The sequence below is a fragment of the Gordonia sp. 'Campus' genome (assembly GCF_022206305.1).
In the GTDB taxonomy this organism is placed as follows: Bacteria; Actinomycetota; Actinomycetes; order Mycobacteriales; family Mycobacteriaceae; genus Gordonia.
On the sequence record NZ_JAKOIW010000009.1, the window covers coordinates 148,300 to 168,059 of the forward strand.

General features: G+C 67.0%; 14 protein-coding genes. 5 read left to right on the forward strand and 9 right to left on the reverse strand.

Annotation, left to right across the window (positions count from 1 at the left end; translation table 11 throughout):
• Nucleotides 1-40 precede the first annotated feature (40 nt).
• From MAY35_RS12075 to MAY35_RS12090, 4 genes are all read left to right on the forward strand, one after another.
• A complete protein-coding gene (locus tag MAY35_RS12075) occupies nt 41-679 on the forward strand; it encodes a hypothetical protein (protein WP_238421527.1) in 639 nt (212 codons plus the stop codon).
• The gene (locus tag MAY35_RS12080; protein WP_238421528.1) at nt 679-1,686 is read left to right on the forward strand and encodes a hypothetical protein; all 1,008 of its coding nucleotides are present in this window, start codon (nt 679-681) and stop codon (nt 1,684-1,686) included. Before MAY35_RS12075 ends, MAY35_RS12080 begins: the two co-directional genes overlap by 1 nt.
• Nucleotides 1,687-2,030: 344 nt before the next feature.
• Nucleotides 2,031-5,537: a DNA-directed RNA polymerase subunit beta gene (locus MAY35_RS12085; protein WP_238421529.1), complete on the forward strand. Its 3,507-nt coding sequence runs from the start codon at nt 2,031-2,033 to the stop codon at nt 5,535-5,537.
• An 80-nt stretch (nt 5,538-5,617) separates the two neighbouring features.
• The gene (locus MAY35_RS12090) at nt 5,618-9,574 is read left to right on the forward strand and encodes a DNA-directed RNA polymerase subunit beta' (protein ID WP_238421530.1); all 3,957 of its coding nucleotides are present in this window, start codon (nt 5,618-5,620) and stop codon (nt 9,572-9,574) included.
• A 171-nt stretch (nt 9,575-9,745) separates the two neighbouring features.
• Here the strand turns inward: MAY35_RS12090 and MAY35_RS12095 are convergent, their stop codons facing one another.
• The 5 genes from MAY35_RS12095 to MAY35_RS12115 all read right to left on the reverse strand — a co-directional run bounded on the left by MAY35_RS12095 (nt 9,746) and on the right by MAY35_RS12115 (nt 15,632).
• Nucleotides 9,746-10,738, reverse strand: a complete 993-nt coding sequence (locus tag MAY35_RS12095) for an alpha/beta hydrolase (protein ID WP_238421531.1) — start codon at nt 10,736-10,738, stop codon at nt 9,746-9,748.
• Between the two features lie 132 nt (nt 10,739-10,870).
• On the reverse strand, nt 10,871-12,385 hold the full coding sequence (locus tag MAY35_RS12100) for an acyl-CoA synthetase (RefSeq protein WP_238421532.1): 1,515 nt from the start codon (nt 12,383-12,385) through the stop codon (nt 10,871-10,873).
• Between the two features lie 34 nt (nt 12,386-12,419).
• Entirely contained in the window at nt 12,420-13,256 is an 837-nt protein-coding gene (locus MAY35_RS12105; protein ID WP_238421533.1) for an SDR family oxidoreductase, read from the reverse strand.
• Nucleotides 13,257-13,309: 53 nt separating this feature from the next.
• Nucleotides 13,310-14,107, reverse strand: a complete 798-nt coding sequence (locus MAY35_RS12110) for a maleylpyruvate isomerase N-terminal domain-containing protein (protein WP_238421534.1) — start codon at nt 14,105-14,107, stop codon at nt 13,310-13,312.
• A gap of 70 nt (nt 14,108-14,177) precedes the next feature.
• Entirely contained in the window at nt 14,178-15,632 is a 1,455-nt protein-coding gene (locus MAY35_RS12115; RefSeq protein WP_238421535.1) for an aldehyde dehydrogenase, read from the reverse strand.
• Nucleotides 15,633-15,746: 114 nt separating this feature from the next.
• On the opposite strand from MAY35_RS12115, the gene MAY35_RS12120 reads away from it, so the two are divergent.
• Complete coding sequence (locus MAY35_RS12120) at nt 15,747-16,763, forward strand: AraC family transcriptional regulator (protein ID WP_238421536.1); 1,017 nt, start codon at nt 15,747-15,749, stop codon at nt 16,761-16,763.
• Between the two features lies 1 nt (nt 16,764).
• Here the strand turns inward: MAY35_RS12120 and glsA are convergent, their stop codons facing one another.
• The 4 genes from glsA to MAY35_RS12140 all read right to left on the reverse strand — a co-directional run bounded on the left by glsA (nt 16,765) and on the right by MAY35_RS12140 (nt 19,757).
• Entirely contained in the window at nt 16,765-17,964 is a 1,200-nt protein-coding gene (glsA, locus tag MAY35_RS12125; RefSeq protein ID WP_238421537.1) for a glutaminase A, read from the reverse strand.
• 77 nt (nt 17,965-18,041) lie between these two features.
• Nucleotides 18,042-18,413, reverse strand: a complete 372-nt coding sequence (locus MAY35_RS12130) for a VOC family protein (RefSeq protein WP_004023387.1) — start codon at nt 18,411-18,413, stop codon at nt 18,042-18,044.
• 123 nt (nt 18,414-18,536) lie between these two features.
• A complete protein-coding gene (locus MAY35_RS12135) occupies nt 18,537-18,749 on the reverse strand; it encodes a hypothetical protein (protein ID WP_238421538.1) in 213 nt (70 codons plus the stop codon).
• A gap of 126 nt (nt 18,750-18,875) precedes the next feature.
• Nucleotides 18,876-19,757, reverse strand: a complete 882-nt coding sequence (locus MAY35_RS12140; RefSeq protein ID WP_238421539.1) for a helix-turn-helix domain-containing protein — start codon at nt 19,755-19,757, stop codon at nt 18,876-18,878.
• Nucleotides 19,758-19,760 lie beyond the last annotated feature (3 nt).

Genomic DNA, 19,760 nt, shown 5'->3' on the forward strand with positions numbered 1-19,760 from the left:
TTGGCTTGCGCTCAGGAGCGATATATACAGTGTGTTCCCGATGACTGGCACCGCAGAACCAACCGAGAAGAAGCCCTCCGGCGCCCGCCCGGCGTTCCGCCGCGCCGCGGCCCTCGCGCCGGGTGCCCTGGCCGCCGTCGCCGTGATCGCAGCCGTGGTGCTCGTGGCCGTCTTCGGTGTTCGTGCGTGGAACGTGTACTTCGACGAGTACCCGGCGCAGGAGACCCGCGATGCCGCGACCCAGGCGGCCGAGCAGGCCGTCCTGAACATCACGACGATCGATCCGAAGGACATCGACGGGTTCAAGAAGCGCGCCGAGGCGTCGCTGACGGGCAAGGCGGCCACCGAGGTCCTCGGTGGCAAGGACGGCAGCGTGCTCGACATGCTGGGGAACGCGGGGCCCGACGCCGCGAAGCTCAGTGCCCGTCTGCTGCGCAGCGCGCCGAGCGAGGTCGACGCCGACGAGAACAAGGCGAAGGTGCTCGTCTACGTCGTGACGACCCTCGAGCGGCCCGGCCAGGCCGGCGTGGACGAGACACGCGGCTTCGACGTCAGCATGACCAAGGTGGACGACCTGTGGAAGGCCGAGAACATCCTCGGCCTCGAGGGCATCGCCTACGCCGACGGCGGTGGCGGCGCGCCGGCACCGGCGACACCGGCTCCGGGAGGGGGTAACTGATGGCATCCGATCGCGGCAAGAAGAAGCCCACCCCGAAGCGTCGCCCGACCCCGAAAGTCGCGGGCCGTACTGTCCCGGCGAAGAACTCCGAGCCCGACGCCCCGTCGCCGGGCGCCGATGCGCAGACGACCCCGTCCATCCCTGAGTCGGAGACCGCGCAGCCCTCGACCCCTGAGCCGGAGACCACGCTGCCCTCGACCCCTGAGGTGCGAGGAGCGAAAGCGACGAGCCACGAAGGGCCCGCCGACGAACCCCTCGAGGCGAGCACGGCGGAAACCGCCGAGACCACGACGGACGCCCCCGAGAGCACAGATCCGGCGGACACCTCGACGGTCTCGATCACCAAACCCAAGACCAAACCGGTGGCCCGGGTCTCGACCCTGCGTCGTGGTGACGCGTCGTCGGCGGCCTCGACCGAGGGTACGAAGAACCGCTCCATGGGTCGTCGACCCGGCCGGCGGGACAAGGGACCGCGTCGCGACACGCGGCAGCGGAACGGCCGTCGTGTGCTCGGCATCCCGGTGGCGGTTCTGTTCGGGGTCGCGGCCGTGCTCGGCATCATCGCCGTGGTGCTGGCCTTCCATCCCGGGGCGCGGATCGGTGAGAACAAGGCGTTCGTGGAGCAGGAAGCGACGTCGCAGCTCACCTCGCAGGCCCAGGAGCGGATCTGTGCGGTGTTCGGCTACGACCACACCGAGCTCGACAAGTGGCAGCAGCGTGCGCAGGACGCCCTGACCGGGCAGGCCCGCACCGAGTTCGACGAGACCCTCAAGGCTCAGCGCGACCTCATCACGCAGACCAAGACCGGCGCCGAATGCCGCGTCGACGCCATCGGCGTGCGCGATCTCAGCGGTGGCGGCGACGGTGCGACGGCGACTGTCATCGCCAACCTCATCGTGAGCGAGACGCAGAACAGCATGGCGACCAACAGCGGTGCCCCGCGCGCACAGTTCGCGATGGTCCGCGAGGGCGACCAGTGGCGCATCCGGTCGGTGGAACCCTTCTGATCGGACGTCGTGACGGGTCGTCCCGGCGGGTACGTCGGGAACGTTGCGACGCAACTTCGCGAAATTCGCGCGTAGCGCTTGACGTGGAGGCGATGTCGGGCCAGTCTGTGACCAGCGATCGACGTGCAGGCAGCCACCCGCGCGAAATCGCTTCTAGACGGGCTTGACAAAGTGCGTCTATTTTCTGCTACAGTTGGACGTTGCGCTGGCTGCCTCCTGTCCATCTATCGATCCTTCTTCGGCCACTCCTAGACGTGTGTGCTGCGGTGATCGCCGATCCCAGGGTGTCACCAGCGAACGGCCCATCAAGCCACGTACTGCACATCTAGGTTGTGAATAACGTCGTGTTGGAAGGACGCATCTTGGCAGTCAACCGCCAGTCCACCTCAACAATCCCCGGCGCGCCGCATCGCGCGTCGTTTGCAAAGATCAGTGAGCCGCTGGAGGTTCCGGGCCTCCTCGACCTCCAACTCGATTCGTTCGAATGGCTCGTCGGTTCGCCGGAGTGGCGCGCCAAGGCGATCGCCCGCGGCGACGAGAACCCCACGGGTGGCCTCGAGGACATCCTCCACGAGCTGTCCCCGATCGAGGACTTCTCCGGTTCGATGTCGCTGTCCTTCTCCGAGCCCCACTTCGACGAGGTCAAGGCCTCCGAAGAGGAGTGCAAGGACAAGGACATGACCTACGCGGCGCCGCTGTTCGTCACCGCGGAGTTCATCAACAACAACACCGGCGAGATCAAGTCGCAGACCGTCTTCATGGGCGACTTCCCGATCATGACCGAAAAGGGCAGCTTCATCATCAACGGCACCGAGCGTGTCGTGGTGAGCCAGCTGGTCCGCAGCCCCGGCGTGTACTTCGACGCGTCGATCGACAAGACCACCGAGAAGACCCTGCACACCGTCAAGGTGATCCCGGGTCGCGGTGCGTGGCTCGAGTTCGACGTCGACAAGCGCGACACCGTGGGTGTGCGTATCGACCGCAAGCGCCGCCAGCCCGTCACCGTGCTGCTCAAGGCCCTCGGCTTCACCGCCGAGGAGATCACCGAGCGCTTCGGGTTCTCCGAGATCATGATGTCGACCCTGGAGAAGGACAACACCGGAAACCAGGACGAGGCGCTGCTCGAGGTCTACCGCAAGCTGCGTCCGGGTGAGCCGCCGACCAAGGAGTCCGCGGAGAACCTCCTGGAGAACCTGTTCTTCAAGGACAAGCGTTACGACCTCGCCCGCGTGGGCCGTTACAAGGTCAACAAGAAGCTGGGCCTGACGGGCAACCCGATGGTCGGCGAGTCGACCCTGACCCGCGAGGACATCATCGCCACGGTCGAGTACCTGGTGCGTCTGCACGAGGCCGACCCGCACACCACCACCTACATGACCGTCCCCGGTGGCGTCGAGGTGCCCGTCGAGGTCGACGACATCGACCACTTCGGCAACCGTCGCCTGCGTACCGTCGGCGAGCTGATCCAGAACCAGATCCGCGTGGGCCTCTCGCGTATGGAGCGTGTCGTGCGTGAGCGCATGACCACCCAGGACGTCGAGGCGATCACCCCGCAGACCCTGATCAACATCCGTCCCGTCGTGGCGGCGATCAAGGAGTTCTTCGGAACCAGCCAGCTGTCGCAGTTCATGGACCAGAACAACCCGCTGTCGGGTCTGACCCACAAGCGTCGCCTGTCGGCGCTGGGCCCGGGTGGTCTGAGCCGTGAACGCGCCGGCCTCGAGGTGCGCGACGTGCACCCGTCGCACTACGGCCGCATGTGCCCGATCGAGACCCCTGAAGGTCCGAACATCGGTCTGATCGGTTCGCTCTCGGTGTACGCACGGGTCAACCCGTTCGGCTTCATCGAGACCCCGTACCGCAAGGTCGTCGACGGTGTCGTCACCGACGAGATCCAGTACATGACCGCCGACGAGGAGGATCGCTTCCTCATCGGACAGGCGAACACCAACTTCGACGGCAGCGGCCGCATCACCGACGAACGTGTCCTGGTGCGCAAGAAGGGCTCCGAGGTCGAGTTCGTCGGTTCGACCGACGTCGAGTACCTCGACGTCTCGCCGCGTCAGATGGTGTCCGTCGCGACCGCGATGATCCCGTTCCTCGAGCACGACGACGCGAACCGCGCCCTGATGGGTGCGAACATGCAGCGTCAGGCCGTGCCACTGGTGCGCAACGAGTCGCCGCTGGTCGGTACCGGCATGGAGCTGCGTGCCGCCGTCGACGCCGGAGACGTCATCGTCTCGACGAAGACCGGTGTGGTGGAAGAGGTCTCGGCCGACTACATCACGGTCATGTCCGACGAGGGCACTCGTGACACCTACCGGATGCGCAAGTTCGCGCGGTCCAACCACGGCACCTGTGCCAACCAGCGTCCGATCGTGGACGAGGGTCAGCGCGTGGAGTCCGGCCAGGTCCTCGCCGACGGCCCCTGCACCGAGAACGGTGAGATGGCGCTCGGCAAGAACCTGCTCGTGGCGATCATGCCGTGGGAGGGTCACAACTACGAGGACGCGATCATCCTGAGCCAGCGTCTCGTCGAAGAGGACGTGCTCACCTCGATCCACATCGAGGAGCACGAGATCGACGCCCGCGACACCAAGCTCGGTGCCGAGGAGATCACCCGGGACATCCCGAACGTCTCCGACGAGGTGCTCGCCGATCTCGACGAGCGCGGCATCGTGCGTATCGGTGCCGAGGTCCGCGACGGCGACATCCTGGTCGGCAAGGTCACGCCGAAGGGCGAGACCGAGCTGACCCCGGAAGAGCGTCTGCTGCGTGCGATCTTCGGTGAGAAGGCCCGTGAGGTCCGCGACACCTCGCTGAAGGTGCCCCACGGCGAGACCGGCAAGGTCATCGGCGTGCGCGTGTTCAGCCGCGAGGACGACGACGATCTGGCTCCCGGCGTCAACGAGCTGGTCCGCGTGTACGTGGCCCAGAAGCGGAAGATCCAGGACGGCGACAAGCTCGCCGGCCGTCACGGCAACAAGGGCGTCATCGGCAAGATCCTCCCGCAGGAGGACATGCCGTTCCTGCCCGACGGCACTCCCGTCGACATCATCCTGAACACCCACGGTGTCCCGCGTCGTATGAACATCGGCCAGATCCTGGAGACCCACCTCGGGTGGGTCGCCAAGGCCGGTTGGAACATCAACGTGGCCGAGGGTGTGCCGGAGTGGGCGTCGCGTCTGCCCGAGGACATGTACTCGGCGGAGCCCGACACCAACACCGCCACCCCGGTGTTCGACGGCGCTCGCGAGGAGGAGCTGACGGGACTGCTGTCCTCGACGCTGCCCAACCGCGACGGCGAGGTCATGGTGAACGGCGACGGCAAGGCGACGCTGTTCGACGGTCGTTCCGGCGAGCCGTTCCCGTACCCCGTGTCGGTCGGCTACATGTACATCATCAAGCTGCACCACCTGGTCGACGACAAGATCCACGCGCGTTCGACCGGTCCGTACTCGATGATCACCCAGCAGCCGCTCGGTGGTAAGGCGCAGTTCGGTGGTCAGCGTTTCGGTGAGATGGAGTGCTGGGCCATGCAGGCCTACGGCGCGGCCTACACGCTGCAGGAACTGCTCACGATCAAGTCGGACGACGTGGTCGGCCGCGTGAAGGTCTACGAGGCGATCGTCAAGGGCGAGAACATCCCGGAGCCGGGTATCCCCGAGTCGTTCAAGGTGCTGCTGAAGGAACTTCAGTCGCTGTGCCTGAACGTCGAGGTGCTCTCCTCCGACGGTGCCGCCATCGAGATGCACGACACCGACGACGAGGACCTGGAGCGCGCAGCTGCCAACCTCGGTATCAACCTGTCGCGCAACGAGTCGGCCACGGTCGACGATCTCGCCAACTGACCCTCACCACCTCGGGCCGGGCGCCGGCTTCACACCCGGCGCCCGTGCCCACTGACAACAGAGCTCTGGAAAGGTAACAAGTGCTCGACGTCAACTTTTTCGACGAACTGAAGATCGGCCTGGCGACGGCCGACGACATCCACAACTGGTCATACGGTGAGGTCAAGAAGCCGGAGACGATCAACTACCGCACGCTCAAGCCGGAGAAGGACGGCCTGTTCTGCGAGAAGATCTTCGGCCCGACCCGTGACTGGGAGTGCTACTGCGGCAAGTACAAGCGCGTCCGCTTCAAGGGCATCATCTGTGAGCGCTGCGGCGTCGAGGTGACCAAGGCCAAGGTGCGCCGTGAGCGCATGGGCCACATCGAGCTGGCCGCCCCGGTCACGCACATCTGGTACTTCAAGGGTGTGCCGAGCCGGCTGGGCTACCTGCTCGACCTGGCGCCGAAGGATCTCGAGAAGATCATCTACTTCGCCGCCTACGTCATCACCGCGGTCGACGACGAGCTCCGTCACAACGAGCTCTCGACGCTCGAGGCGGAGATGGAGGTCGAGAAGAAGGCTGTCGCCGATCAGCGCGACGCCGACCTGAACGAGCGTCAGCAGAAGCTCGAGCAGGATCTCGCCGAGCTCGAGGCCGAAGGCGCCAAGGCCGACGTGCGCCGCAAGGTGCGTGACGGTGCCGAGCGCGAGATGCGTCGTATGCGCGACGCCGCCCAGCGTGAGCTGGACGGTCTCGAGGAGATCTGGGACAAGTTCGTCAAGCTCAGCCTGGGCGACCTCATCATCGACGAGAAGCTCTACCGTCAGCTCGAAGAGCGCTACGGCGAGTACTTCCAGGGTTCGATGGGTGCCGAGGCGATCAAGAAGCTCCTCGAGACCTTCGACATCGACGCCGAGGCCGAGTCGCTGCGCGAGACCATCCGCAGCGGCAAGGGTCAGAAGAAGCTGCGTGCGCTCAAGCGACTCAAGGTCGTCGCGGCGTTCCAGCAGTCGGGCAACTCGCCGCTGGGCATGGTCCTCGACGCCGTGCCGGTGATCCCGCCGGAGCTGCGTCCGATGGTGCAGCTCGACGGTGGCCGCTTCGCGACCTCCGACCTGAACGACCTGTACCGCCGCGTCATCAACCGCAACAACCGCCTCAAGCGTCTGATCGATCTCGGTGCTCCCGAGATCATCGTGAACAACGAGAAGCGGATGCTGCAGGAGTCGGTCGACGCACTGTTCGACAACGGTCGTCGCGGCCGCCCGGTCACCGGACCGGGCAACCGTCCGCTGAAGTCGCTCAGCGATCTGCTCAAGGGCAAGCAGGGTCGTTTCCGTCAGAACCTGCTCGGCAAGCGCGTCGACTACTCGGGCCGTTCGGTCATCGTCGTCGGTCCGCAGCTCAAGCTGCACCAGTGCGGTCTGCCGAAGCTGATGGCTCTCGAGCTGTTCAAGCCGTTCGTGATGAAGCGTCTGGTCGACCTGAACCAGGCACAGAACATCAAGTCCGCCAAGCGCATGGTCGAGCGTCAGCGTCCCGCGGTGTGGGATGTCCTCGAAGAGGTCATCTCCGAGCACCCGGTGCTGCTGAACCGTGCTCCGACGCTGCACCGCCTGGGCATCCAGGCCTTCGAGCCGCAGCTGGTGGAGGGCAAGGCCATTCAGCTGCACCCGCTGGTGTGTGAGGCCTTCAACGCCGACTTCGACGGTGACCAGATGGCCGTGCACCTCCCGCTGTCGGCGGAGGCGCAGGCCGAGGCACGCATCCTGATGCTGTCGTCGAACAACATCCTGTCGCCGGCGTCGGGCCGTCCGCTCGCCATGCCGCGTCTGGACATGGTGACCGGTCTGTACTACCTGACCACCCTCCAGGAGGGTGCGATCGGCGAGTACACCCCGGCTTCGGGCGACGACGTCGAGCGTGGCGTCTACTCGAACCCGTCGGAGGCCATCATGGCCGTCGATCGTGGTGCGCTCACCGTGCGTTCGAAGATCAAGGTGCGGCTGACCGATCAGCGTCCGCCCGCCGAGATCGAGGCCGAGCAGTTCCCGGATGGCTGGAAGTACGGTCAGGCGTGGGACATCGAGACCACGCTGGGTCGTGTGCTGTTCAACGAGCTGCTGCCGGTGCAGTACCCGTTCGTCAACGAGCAGATGCCGAAGAAGCGTCAGGCCGTGATCATCAACGATCTCGCCGAGCGCTACCCGATGATCGTGGTCGCCCAGACCGTCGACAAGCTGAAGGACGTCGGCTTCTACTGGGCCACCCGTTCGGGCGTCACCATCTCGATGGCCGACGTGCTCGTGCCGCCGCAGAAGGCCGAGATCCTCGACAAGTACGAGGAGCGGGCCGACGGTCTGGAGCGCAAGTTCCAGCGCGGTGCCCTCACCCCGGACGAGCGTCGTGACTCGCTGGTCGAGATCTGGAAGCAGGCGACCGAAGAGGTCGGTGCGGCCATGGAGGCGCACTACCCGGATGACAACCCGATCCCGATGATCGTGAAGTCGGGCGCGGCGGGCAACATGACCCAGATCCGCTCGCTCGCGGGCATGAAGGGTCTGGTGACCAACCCGAAGGGTGAGTTCATCCCGCGTCCGATCAAGTCCTCGTTCCGCGAGGGTCTGACCGTCGCCGAGTACTTCATCAACACGCACGGCGCCCGTAAGGGTCTGGCCGACACCGCGCTTCGTACCGCCGACTCGGGTTACCTGACCCGTCGTCTGGTGGACGTCTCGCAGGACGTCATCGTGCGTGAGACCGACTGTGGCACGGAGCGTGGCATCACCACGACGATCGCGGAGAAGCAGGCCGACGGCTCGCTCATCCGTGACGCACATGTCGAGACCTCGACCTACGCCCGCACGCTGGCGCAGGACGCGGTCGACGCCGACGGCAACGTCATCGTCGAGCGCGGTCACGACCTGGGCGACCCGGCCATCGAGGCACTGCTGGCCGCCGGCATCACGCAGGTCAAGGTCCGTTCGGTCCTGACCTGTGGGACCGGCACCGGTGTGTGTGCGATGTGCTACGGCCGTTCGATGGCCACCGGCAAGCTCGTCGACATCGGCGAGGCCGTCGGTATCATCGCGGCCCAGTCGATCGGTGAGCCCGGTACCCAGCTGACGATGCGTACGTTCCACCAGGGTGGCGTCGGTGACGACATCACCGGTGGTCTGCCGCGTGTCCAGGAGCTCTTCGAGGCTCGCGTCCCCAAGGGCGTCGCGCCGATCGCGGAGGTCTCGGGCCGAGTGCGCCTCGAGGACGACGACCGCTTCTACAAGATCACCCTCATCCCGGACGATGGTTCGGAAGAGGTTGTCATCGACAAGATCTCGAAGCGTCAGCGTCTGCGTGTGTTCAAGCACGACGACGGTTCCGAGCGGCTCCTCGCCGACGGTGACCACGTCGAGGTCGGCCAGCAGCTCATGGAGGGCTCGGCCAACCCGCACGAGGTGCTCCGCGTCATGGGTCCCCGTCAGGTGCAGATCCACCTGGTCAACGAGGTCCAGGAGGTCTACCGCAGCCAGGGTGTGTCGATCCACGACAAGCACATCGAGACCATCGTGCGTCAGATGCTGCGTCGCGTGACGATCATCGACCACGGTTCGACCGAGTTCCTGCCCGGTTCGCTCGTCGAGCGCGCCGAGTTCGAGGCGGCCAACCGTCAGGTCGTGACCGAGGGTGGCGAGCCCGCCGCCGGACGTCCGGTGCTGATGGGTATCACCAAGGCCTCGCTGGCGACCGAGTCGTGGCTGTCGGCGGCGTCGTTCCAGGAGACCACGCGTGTCCTGACCGACGCGGCGATCAACAGCCGCAGCGACAAGCTGATCGGTCTGAAGGAGAACGTGATCATCGGTAAGTTGATCCCGGCCGGTACCGGTATCAACCGCTATCGCAACATCCAGGTTCAGCCGACCGAAGAGGCACGTGCCGCGGCGTACGCGGTGCCGTCCTACGACGACACCTACTACAGCCCGGACGGCACCTTCGGTGCTCCCGCCGGTGCTGCGGTGCCGCTGGACGACTACGGGTTCTCCAACGACTACCGGTAGGCGCGAGTACAACGACGCGGCCCCCGCACTCCTCGCGAGTGCGGGGGCCGCGTCGTTCTCGTCGACCGTGCGTCGTTTTCCGTCGACTGTGCGTCATTTTTCGTCGACTGTGCATCGGTTCTCGTTGACTGTGCGTCGTTCCGGGCCACCGAGTCGGTTGGGCTTCAGGCGTCAGCGCACGGGAAGTGTGGTGACGGTGCGGGTGTCGAGCAGCAGGTCGTAGTAGCGGCCGCCGGGGTAGTAGGTCGCGGTGACGGAGTCGGCCACCATGTCCGACGACCAGCCGGTGGCCAGGGTCCGGAGGACCCGGCCGTTGCGCGGACGCGGTGCGGCGAGACCGGACAGTTCGCCGATCACATCGGTCGACTCGCCTTCGGCGTCGATGTGAATTCCGGTGACCAGCCGCGAGCCCAGGAACGCCTGCCGCGTCGTCCGTTGTAGGGCGGATACGCCCTGCCCGAAGTTGTTGGAGACCGACGGTTGCGACGCGATCACCCGGATGGGAAGCCGGTCGGCGCCCAGAGATTCAGCGGCGGAGGCGAAGTTGACTCCGAAGAACGAGTTCACGGGGTCGAACAGCATGAGCCCGGCGAGCCGGCGGTAGGCGACCGGGTCTGCGCGGCGGAGCGCGTCGGCGGCCACCACGACGAACTCTCCGCCGGCCGAATGCCCCGAGAAGATCATCCGATAGGGCATCGTCACGTCGGCTCGTCCGGCGGCGTCTCGGGCGCGCACAAGGCTGTTCGCCAGTGGGCTGTCGAGGTCGCGACCCGACCCGAACACCCCACCGATCGTTCGGGCGAACGCCGCGTTGTCGGCGATGTTGTACGCGACCGCGCACCCGCCAAGGTTGACCGAGTCCAATGTCGGGCTCACGACCAGGAACCCGGCGTCGGCGTACGCACGGGCCACGGCGTCGAGGTTGGCTGCCGTGCGAGAGAAGCCGTGTTGCAGCCAGACGAGCGCCGATGGCTGCCCGGGTGGGAAGTACCAGCGGGCCGGGACCCGGACAGGCTTGCCCGCGCATTCGGTGACGATGGCCGACGACTCGACGATCGGCGCGCCGGTGCCGGGCGCGGCTGGTGCCGCTGGTGGCGTGACGCCGACGAGCACCATCGCCGCAAGCGTTGCGATCAGGAACCAGCGGATCCATCTCCCGGACATCCGGCCAGTCTAGGACCGGCCGGATGTCGGGGACGGTGTTTTAACCGCTCCCTGAGGAGCAGAGATTCTCCCAACCCCATCTGGTCCCTGAGGTGTGAGGAGCGATAGCGACGAGCCTCGAAGGGGCAGAGCTCAGAGCTTGCGCTTCACGAGCTTTCCGGTCGGCGTGCGCGGCAACGTGTCCCGGAAGATCACCTCGCGGGGCAGCTTGAACTTCGCGATGCGCGGGCGCAGATGGTCCAGGAGCGCATCGGCGAGGTCGTCGTCCCCGCTCCGGCCTTCGACGGGTTGCACGACGGCCGTCACCCGTTCGCCGAGATCGGGGTCGGGCACGCCGATGACGGCGGCGTCGAGTACCGACGGGTGGGCGAGCAGTGCGTCCTCGATTTCCCGCGGGTAGATGTTGACCCCGCCCGAGATGATCAGGAACGAGTCCCGATCGGTGAGGAAGAGGTGACCCTCATCGTCGACGTAGCCGACGTCGCCGGTCGTCGTCCAGGTGGGGTGGTCGGGATGCTGTGCGGCGCGGGTCTTCTCGGGGTCGTTGTGATACTCGAACGGAAGCGCGTCCCGCTCGAAGTAGATCGTGCCGATGGTGCCGGCGGGCACCTCGGCGCCGGCGGCATCACAGACCCGGATCGTGCCCAGCACCGCCCGGCCCACCGTCCCCGGATGTTCGAGCCATTCCGGTGTGTCGACGATGGTGAGGCCGTTGAGCTCGGTGGACGAGTAGTACTCGGAGAGGATCGGGCCCCACCAGTCGATCATGGCCCGCTTGACGTCGATGGGACACGGTGCCGCGGCGTGTACCGCGACCTTCAGGCTCGAGGTGTCATACCGGGCGCGCACCTCCTCGGGCAGGCGGAGCATGCGGACGAACATCGTCGGCACCCACTGGCTGTAGGTGACGCGATGCTCTTCGATGAGCGCGAGCGCGCGTTCGGCGTCGAACCGCTCCATCACGACGACGGTGCCGCCGAGCGCCTGCACCGATGCGCAGGTCCGAAGCGGCGCAGCGTGATACAACGGCGCGGGCGACAGGTACACGGTGTCGGGTCCGACGCCCCACACCGAGGCGTTCATCGCTGTCATGGTGTCGCCCGGCTCGTCGATCTGCCGGTTGGGCAGCTCGGGCTTGATGCCCTTGGGGCGGCCCGTGGTTCCCGACGAATAGAGCATGTCCGCGCCGCGCGGCTGGTCTGCCGGCGGCTCGGTCGGCTGCGTCGACGCGGCGGCGTCGAGGTCGTCGTGACCGTCGATCGGTCCGGAGTACGCGAAGCGCGTCTCGACACCGGGGGTGAGCGGGATGAGCTCGGCACCGAGGTCGGCGAGCGCGGCGTCGACGATCAGTGCCTTGGCGCCGCAGTCGGTCACGATGTAGGCGCTCTCGGCCGCGGTGAGGTGCCAGTTCACCATGGTCAGGTAGAGACCTGAACGCATTGCCGCCCAGTAGATGTCGAAGATCCGGGCGGTGTTGGTGGCGAGCACTGCGAGGTGGTCGCCCGGGCGCAGGCCGCGGTCGGCCAGGGCCCGGGCGACCTGGATGGACCGGGTCTCCAACTGCGTAAACGTGACCGTCTCGCTCCCATCGGCCATGATGACGGCGGGATCGTTGGGTCGGGTGGAGAGGTGGGCTCCGGGGTACATCAACACTCCTCGTGCATGAGCGGGGTCGGTCGATCTAGTACAGGTAGTCCTCGCCGCTGGCGCGCACGGTGACGTCGGACAGGCTGATGCCCCAGGGCTGGTCGATGACGTGAACGACGGCGTCGGCGAGGTCGTCGGGCTTGATCAACCAGTACTTGATGGAGTCGACGTCGGTGAGTTCGGCGGGCAGGTCGTCGTTCAGAAGGGCGGTGACGTGCTCGCCGTACGAGGCGGCGCGCTGTCCGACGAGGCCCATGATCGCGGTGTCGTTGACGATCCAGCTGGCGAGGTTGGTGCCGGTGATGCCGGTGGGCTTGACGGTGGTGACCTTGATCTTGCCCTTGGCCTCGATGCGCAGCGAGTCCGAGATGGTGGTGACCGCGGCCTTCGTCGCGCTGTACACGCCCGAACCCTCGATGCCCGCGTTGCCGTAGATCGACGAGATGTTGACGACCTGGCCGCGACCCTGGGCGATCATCTGGTCGTAGACCGCCGAGATGCCGTTGACGACGCCCTTGATGTTGATGTCGATGGCGGCGTGCCACTTCTGCCATGCGCGTGCGTGATCGGCGAAGTAGGCCAGCGGCATGACGCCTGCGTTGTTCACGAGCACGTCGATGGCGCCGAACTTCTCGACGGTGGCAGCGGCGGCCGCGGCGACCTGCTCCATGTCGGTGACGTCGGCGACCTGGGCCAGCGCCGAGCCGCCGGCCGCGCGGATGCCCTCGACGACGGTGTTGACGTTGTCGGCGTTGACGTCGACCCCGACGACATGGGCACCGGCCGCGGCGGTCTTCTCCGCGATGAGCTTGCCGAAGCCGCTACCGGCTCCGGTGATGACGATGACCTTGTCCTTCAGGTATTCGGACATGGGTGTACTCCGTTCAGTGGGCAAATGGATTGCGGGAGAGTAATTCGCGGTGACTAGACGATGTCGACGGCGTCGAGGACGCCGGCGACGTGCTGACGGTCGCCGCTGATGGTGACCGCCGACCGCCAGGCGCTGCGGGTAGTGCCCCAGCGCAGGAAATCGGTGGCCGAGGACGTGGCGACGTCGGCCGGGAGGTCGGTGGTCTCGCGGACGGTGACGATGGTGCCGGCGGTGTCGCGGTCGAGGACGAACGAGCGGTCGGTCGCGCCGGTCAGGCGCAGACCGATGGGCCGCTCGAGCGTGGGATACAGTGCGGCGCCGTTCATCTGCGGCAGGCCGGCGATCATCCAGTCGATGGCGGGGTCGATGGCCGCGCTCACCGACAGCTCGGCGGAATCCAGCGGACCGAACGGTTGCATCAGGTCGCTGGTCAGGTGCACCAGGTGATCGAAGGCGACAGCGTCGCTGAGCTGACGCAACCGGTAGGTGCCCAGGTCGAGCATGTCCAACGGCTGGTCCCGCAGGTCCTCGCCCTGCAGCGCCGACAGGGTGGCCAGGCCCGCTTCTGATTGTGCGCGGTAGTAGTCGACGGCCTGCGCTGACGTCCAGTCGGCGCGCTCGCGCACCGCGGCGTCGTTGAGCCGCTCGGACTTTCCGCTCGGATTGTCGGGGAAGACCAAGTTGGGGTCGGCGATGAAGTTGAAGAAGAACCCCATGTGGGTGACGACGTCGTGTACGCGCCATCCGTGGCACGCGCTGTCGGCCGCCCAGTCGGCGGGCGTGAGCCGGTCGAGCAGGGCGAGAGTGTCGTTCACCAGCGCCTTGGCGGCGGTGACTCCGGCATCGGACATGGCCGATCGCCTCCTTGAAAAGTGATGTGGAAGAGGTGATGTGAGAAGAGGTATGCGGGGAGAGGCGTGCTCAGCCCGGCAGGAAGATCGACTTGAGGTTCTGGTAGGCGGCCAGTCCCTCGGGGCCGAGTTCACGACCGATCCCGCTGGCCTTCACGCCGCCGAACGGCGAACCCCAGTCGAGGTTGAAGTAGTTGACGCCGAACGAGCCGGTCTCGACGCGGCGGGCGACGTCGACGCCGCGGTCGGGGTCCGACGTCCACACCGTTCCACCGAGCCCGTACGACGAGTCGTTGGCCAGGCCGATGGCATCGTCGAGGTCGTCGTAGCGCAGGACGGTGAGCACCGGTCCGAAGACCTCCTCGCGGGCGATGGTGGCCGAGTTGTCCACACCGCCGAAGACGGTGGGCTCGACGAAGAACCCGCGGTCCAGATCGGACGGTCGGCTGCCGCCGGTGGTGATGGTGCCGCCCTCCTCGCGAGCGCTGTTGATCATCGCCAGCACGCGGTCGCGGTGCCGACCACTGGCGAGCGGACCCACCGCCACGGACTCGTCCATCGGGTCGCCGACCGGCAGCGATGCACACATCGCACTGATGGCGTCGAGGTACTCGTCATAGCGGCTGCCGGGCACCAGGATTCGGGTGGACATGTAGCAGGTCTGACCGGTGTTCAGCAGCGATGCGGTGGCGAGGCCACCGACGGTCTGCTCCAGGTCGGCGTCGTCGAGCACCAGGGCGGCGGACTTGCCGCCGAGTTCGAGGGTCACCGGGCGGATGAGTTCGCCACAGACACGGCCGATCTCGCGACCGGCCGGGGTCGAGCCGGTGAACGCGACCTTGTCGACGTGCGGGTGCGACACCAGGTGGCGGCCGATCTCGCTGCCGCCGTTGACGATGTTGAGGACGCCGGCGGGCAGTTCGGCGGCGATGGCCGCCTCGGCGAGGACGTAGGCGTCGAGGCTCGTCTCGGGGGAGGGCTTGAGGACCACGGTGCAGCCGGCGGCCAGCGCGGGAGCGATCTTGAACATCGAGAGGATCGCGGGGAAGTTCCACGGCGCGATCGCCCCGACGACGCCGATGGCCTCGCGACGCACGATCGTCGAACCGGGCAACGGCTGGCTGGTGCGCGTCTCCTCCACCGGGGTCGACTCGACGAGGTCGGCGTAGTAGCGCAGCAACTGAACCGGCGCGGCGCCCTCGGCGAACCGCGACAGGGCGATCGGCATGCCGTTCTCCGCGGTGACCGCGGTGGCCCGATCCTCCGCGCGCTTGTCGAGCTCGTCGGCGAACCGGCGCAGATGGGCGGCGCGGTCGGCGGGGGACAGGTCGCGCCAGCCCGATGACCGGAAGGCGGTCCGGGCGGCTGCCACGGCGGCGTCGACGTCGGCGGTGGTCGCCTCCGGAACCGAGCCGAACTCCTCCTCGGTGAGTGGTGAGATGACCGGGATCGTCGCCGAACCGGTCGGCGCGCGCCAGCCGCCGTCGATGTAGAAACTCGTGCGAACGGATTCGATGGTGGTCATCGGCGTACTCCTTGCTGTGTCAGCCGTCGAGCGTCCGGCCGTGTGTGTCCATGATCACTCCTTGTACCGGCGGATTTCTTGACATCTCATGACGACTATTTGACAGTTGGTGCCATGGCCGACCTGATCTGCGCATCGTCGCTCAGTCAATTGCCCGAACTCATCGAGGAGTTCGACGGCGACGCCCGCTCGATGCTGGCGCGCGTCGGCATCGACCCGGCTGTGGTCGGGGCCTACGACCGGTTCGTGCCGTTCACCGCGCTGTCCACGATCATCGGCCTGTGCGCCGCCGAGTTCGGTGTGCCCGACTTCGGTCTTCGACTGGCCGCCCGGCAGGACCCCGACATTCTCGGGCCGGTGGCGATCGCGGCCCGCAACGCCGAGACCATCGGCGACTCCTTCAGGCAGGTCACCGAGTTCGCGCACGTGTACAGCCCGGCAATCACCGCGCAGCTGCACTACGGCGAACGCGAGGTCGCCTACGAGTTCGACACGGTGCTCAAGCGGGTGCCCTACCGCCCGCACGTCGTCGAACTCGCGATGGGCGTCACCCGCTCGACGTTCCAGATGACCCTGGGGCACGACTTCCGTGCGAACCGGATCACGCTGACGCACCCCGCCATGTCGGAGCCGCGGGTGTACGCCGAGTACTTCGGCTGTCCGGTCGACTTCGAGGCCCCGGCCAACCTGGTGGTGTTCCCGCGCGGGGTGATGCAACAGACGTTGCGGCGGGTCGACGCCCTGGCCTATGACGTGGCCATCCGGTTCATGACGGGCCACGACCGTGAGACGGCCTTCGTCGACGCGGTGTCGCAGCTCATCGTGCGGGCGCTGCCGGCCGGCGCCGCCACGTTGGACGCGGTGGCTCGACTGCTGATGATGCATCCCCGCGCCGTGCAACGGGGACTCGCCGACAGCGGGACCACCTTCGAGCAGCTGGTCGACGACGCGCGCCGCGACCTGGCCGTCTCCCTGCTGGCCAACAAGGGCGTTCCGCTCGGCGCGGTCGCGCGGCAGATCGGGTACTCCGAGCAGAGCACGCTGACCCGCAGCTCGCGGCGGTGGTTCGGGATGCCGCCGCTGGCGAAACGGCGCGAGCTGACGACGCCGGCCGGGCGGGGGAGTCGATGACCTACCGGTTGTCGGAGTCCATGAGGTGGCTGGGGTCCTCGATCCTGACGTCGTGATCGTCGCCGAGACGGCGGACCACCTCGCCGATCAGTCGGCGCGCGGCGTCGTCCATCACCCGCACGTGAGTCAGGTCGAGGACCACCGAGTCGGTGTCGAAGCCCTCGCAGGCGCGGCTCGCGACGATTTCCGCTCCGGCGAACCGGACGTCTCCCTGCAGTTCGACCATCGTCGTTCCGTCCCGCTCGGACACCGACCGCAGCGCGGGACGGCCGGTGGGCGCGACGTGCATCATGTGCAGTTCCATGTCGCGGGACAGCCGTTCGAACACGGCGACACCTCGAACGCTGTTGCCCTGTTCGTCGAGCTGCGGGGACCACACCGCGAGGCCGACCTGACCGGGTAACACGCCCAGGATGCCGCCGCTGACACCGCTTTTCGCGGGTATCCCGACGGTCGCCATCCAGCTGCCGCTGCCGTCGTACATACCGCAGGTGGCCATCACCGACAGCACATGACGGGTGATCCAGCTGTCGAGCAGTCGTTCGTCGCTGTCGGTCGACAGGCCGCCGTTCGCCAGAACCGATCCCATGACCGCGAGATCGCGGCACGACACCCCGATCGCACATTGCGCCGCATACCCGTCGACCACCTCGTCGGGTTCGCAGTCGAGTTTGCCTGCCGAGCGCAGGAGGTAGGCCAGGGCGGTGTTGTGGTCGTCGGAGGCGAGCTCGGCGCGGTGCACCTTCTTGTCGACGGACAGCTTCCGCCCGGCGAGGGTACTCACCAGGTCGATGATGCGGTCGACGCGATCGGTGGCGTCGGAGCCGTCGACCATGCCGTGGATGGCGACGGCCCCGGCGTTGATGAGCGCGTTGCGCGGCCGCCCCGTCTCGGCTTCGAGTGAGATCTCGTTGAACGCGTCACCCGACGGTTCGGTGTCGACGCGGTCGAGAACCGCGTCGAGTCCGCGGTCGCGCAGGGCAAGCGCGTAGGCCGGGACCTTGGAGATGGACTGCAGAGAGAACTCGTGGTCGGCGTCGCCCGCGGTGTACACGGTGCCGTCGATGGTGGCCAAGGCAATCCCGAACGACGACGGATCCGCCTGCTCCAGTTCGCGATTGCCCGCCGCCACCTCACCGCCGTCGTCGTCGCGGCATTCGTGCAGGACACGTTCGAGGTAGTCCTCGATGGGGGAGCGCATATCCCACCGTAACCACCCGGGATTTCGTAGCGACAATGCGCGCTATGTCCGCATTGTCGCTACGAGATCCCGTCGGGTCAGTTCTGGCGGTAGGGCATGTACTGCACGGACCAGGAATTGCCATCCGGATCGGCGAAGTACACGAAGTGGCCCCAGGCCTGCTCGTCGACCTCGCCGGGGTCGACGCCCGCCGCGAGCAGTTGTTCGCGAGCCTCGTTGATGTCGGTGACGACGATCTGCAGACCCTTCACCGACCCGGGTTCGGCGTCGGTGAGCCCCTTGCCGAAGGCGATGGAGCATGCGGACCCGGGCGGGGTGATCTGGACGAAGCGGATCTCGTCGGAGACGACGTGGTCGTGGTCGACGTTGAAGCCGATCTTCGAGTAGAAGTCCTTCGCGCGGTCGACGTCGCTGACCGGCAGGATGACGAGCTCGAGTGTCCAGTTCACGATTCCTCCTGGGGTTGTGGTGTGGTTCCACTGTCGCAGGAGATGCGGACAGTTTCGGTCCTTATTCGACGATGGGTCGCCCGGCGCCCCCTGAGGACGCCGCCCGGCGCCTGCGGAGGGCCGTCACGAAGGGTCCGTGCGTCTCGTGTCTGCGCGTCGACGGATGCGGTGCCGATCAGGGCGAGTCAGCGCGCGGATCTCGTCGAGAACCTCGTCCCACCCGCCGTAACCGATAGGGGTCAGGGTTCCACCGCGCCGAGCTTTCTTGACGTCATCCGCCGTCCAGCCCATCGCGGTCAGTTCGTTCAGCGTGAAGACGCCACAGTCCGAGGTCATGTCTGCTTGGACGCAGCGAACCGGCACCCGGTTTCATCCGGTCCGGCCGATGCCGCTGATTTCTCGTCCATCTGACGGGTACCGGTGGGCAGTTTGCCCTTCGGGCCCGCTGAGGTGGACGAGATTTCAGCCGGCCGAGAAGCGGACGGCGGCGCGGACCTGGGCTGCGATCGCGCGTCCGGTACCGAGGGGCCAGCGGTGCATGACGTAGTCGGCGGCGGCGTCGACGGTGAGCTGGCGGGTGGAATTGCCCGCGCGCACCCAGAACTCGGGTGGGTTGTTCTTCCCGGCCCGCAGGTACACCGGTCGCGGCGACGGCGAGCACGTCACGCGGCACACCGGAACCGTCCCTGCCTCCCCGGGCCGGGCGACCGGTTCGACGACGATCCCGACTGCCGCCGCGGTGTTCTGCCCGAGCGTGGTGGTCAGGAGATCACGCAGCCACAGTTCGAAGCGGTCGGCGTCGGGCACCTTCAGAGTCCCGAAGTCGGGATCGAGACCGAGGGGCGTGCCGTCGTCGGCGACCCCGATGAGCAGTGTCCCGCCGTCGGAGTTGAGGAAGGCCGACACCGTCTTGACGATCACCTGCTCCATGCGGGGGTCCTTCTCCCCGTTGCGCAGGTTGACGCGTGCGGTCGACTTGAACTCGAGCCGGTCGGACTCGCCGTCGGAGAGCAGTTGGGCGACAGTGGCATTGGACTGCCGCTGCAACCGCGCCGCGAGCAGGCCGTAGGCGCCGACCGCGACGACCGAGCTGATGAGTCCCAGCAGCACCGTCGTCAGGCTCCACACCCGGAGGTGCTTGTCGACGAGCCCGGCGATGTAGAGGCCGAGCGCGGTGCCGAGGATCGACAGCACCATCGCCGTCGTGGCGTCGAGCCGAGCGCGTCTGCGCAGCGACCACCGGGCGACGAGGCCGAACACCCACGAGACCACCAGGACCAGTACCAGCGCGGTGGCGGTGGCCCACACCGGTACCGCGAATTCGATTCCGCCGATCGTTCCCACACC

What these genes read in the sequence shown, in the direction of transcription:
- MAY35_RS12075 (WP_238421527.1), top strand. Translation starts at nt 41, where the DNA reads ATGACTGGCACCGCAGAACCAACCGAGAAGAAGCCCTCCGGCGCCCGC.
- MAY35_RS12135 (WP_238421538.1), bottom strand. Translation starts at nt 18,749, where the DNA reads ATGACCTCGGACTGTGGCGTCTTCACGCTGAACGAACTGACCGCGATG.
- MAY35_RS12115 (WP_238421535.1), bottom strand. Translation starts at nt 15,632, where the DNA reads ATGACCACCATCGAATCCGTTCGCACGAGTTTCTACATCGACGGCGGC.
- MAY35_RS12110 (WP_238421534.1), bottom strand. Translation starts at nt 14,107, where the DNA reads ATGTCCGATGCCGGAGTCACCGCCGCCAAGGCGCTGGTGAACGACACT.
- MAY35_RS12100 (WP_238421532.1), bottom strand. Translation starts at nt 12,385, where the DNA reads ATGTACCCCGGAGCCCACCTCTCCACCCGACCCAACGATCCCGCCGTC.
- MAY35_RS12105 (WP_238421533.1), bottom strand. Translation starts at nt 13,256, where the DNA reads ATGTCCGAATACCTGAAGGACAAGGTCATCGTCATCACCGGAGCCGGT.
- MAY35_RS12095 (WP_238421531.1), bottom strand. Translation starts at nt 10,738, where the DNA reads ATGTCCGGGAGATGGATCCGCTGGTTCCTGATCGCAACGCTTGCGGCG.
- glsA (WP_238421537.1), bottom strand. Translation starts at nt 17,964, where the DNA reads ATGCGCTCCCCCATCGAGGACTACCTCGAACGTGTCCTGCACGAATGC.
- MAY35_RS12120 (WP_238421536.1), top strand. Translation starts at nt 15,747, where the DNA reads ATGGCCGACCTGATCTGCGCATCGTCGCTCAGTCAATTGCCCGAACTC.
- MAY35_RS12080 (WP_238421528.1), top strand. Translation starts at nt 679, where the DNA reads ATGGCATCCGATCGCGGCAAGAAGAAGCCCACCCCGAAGCGTCGCCCG.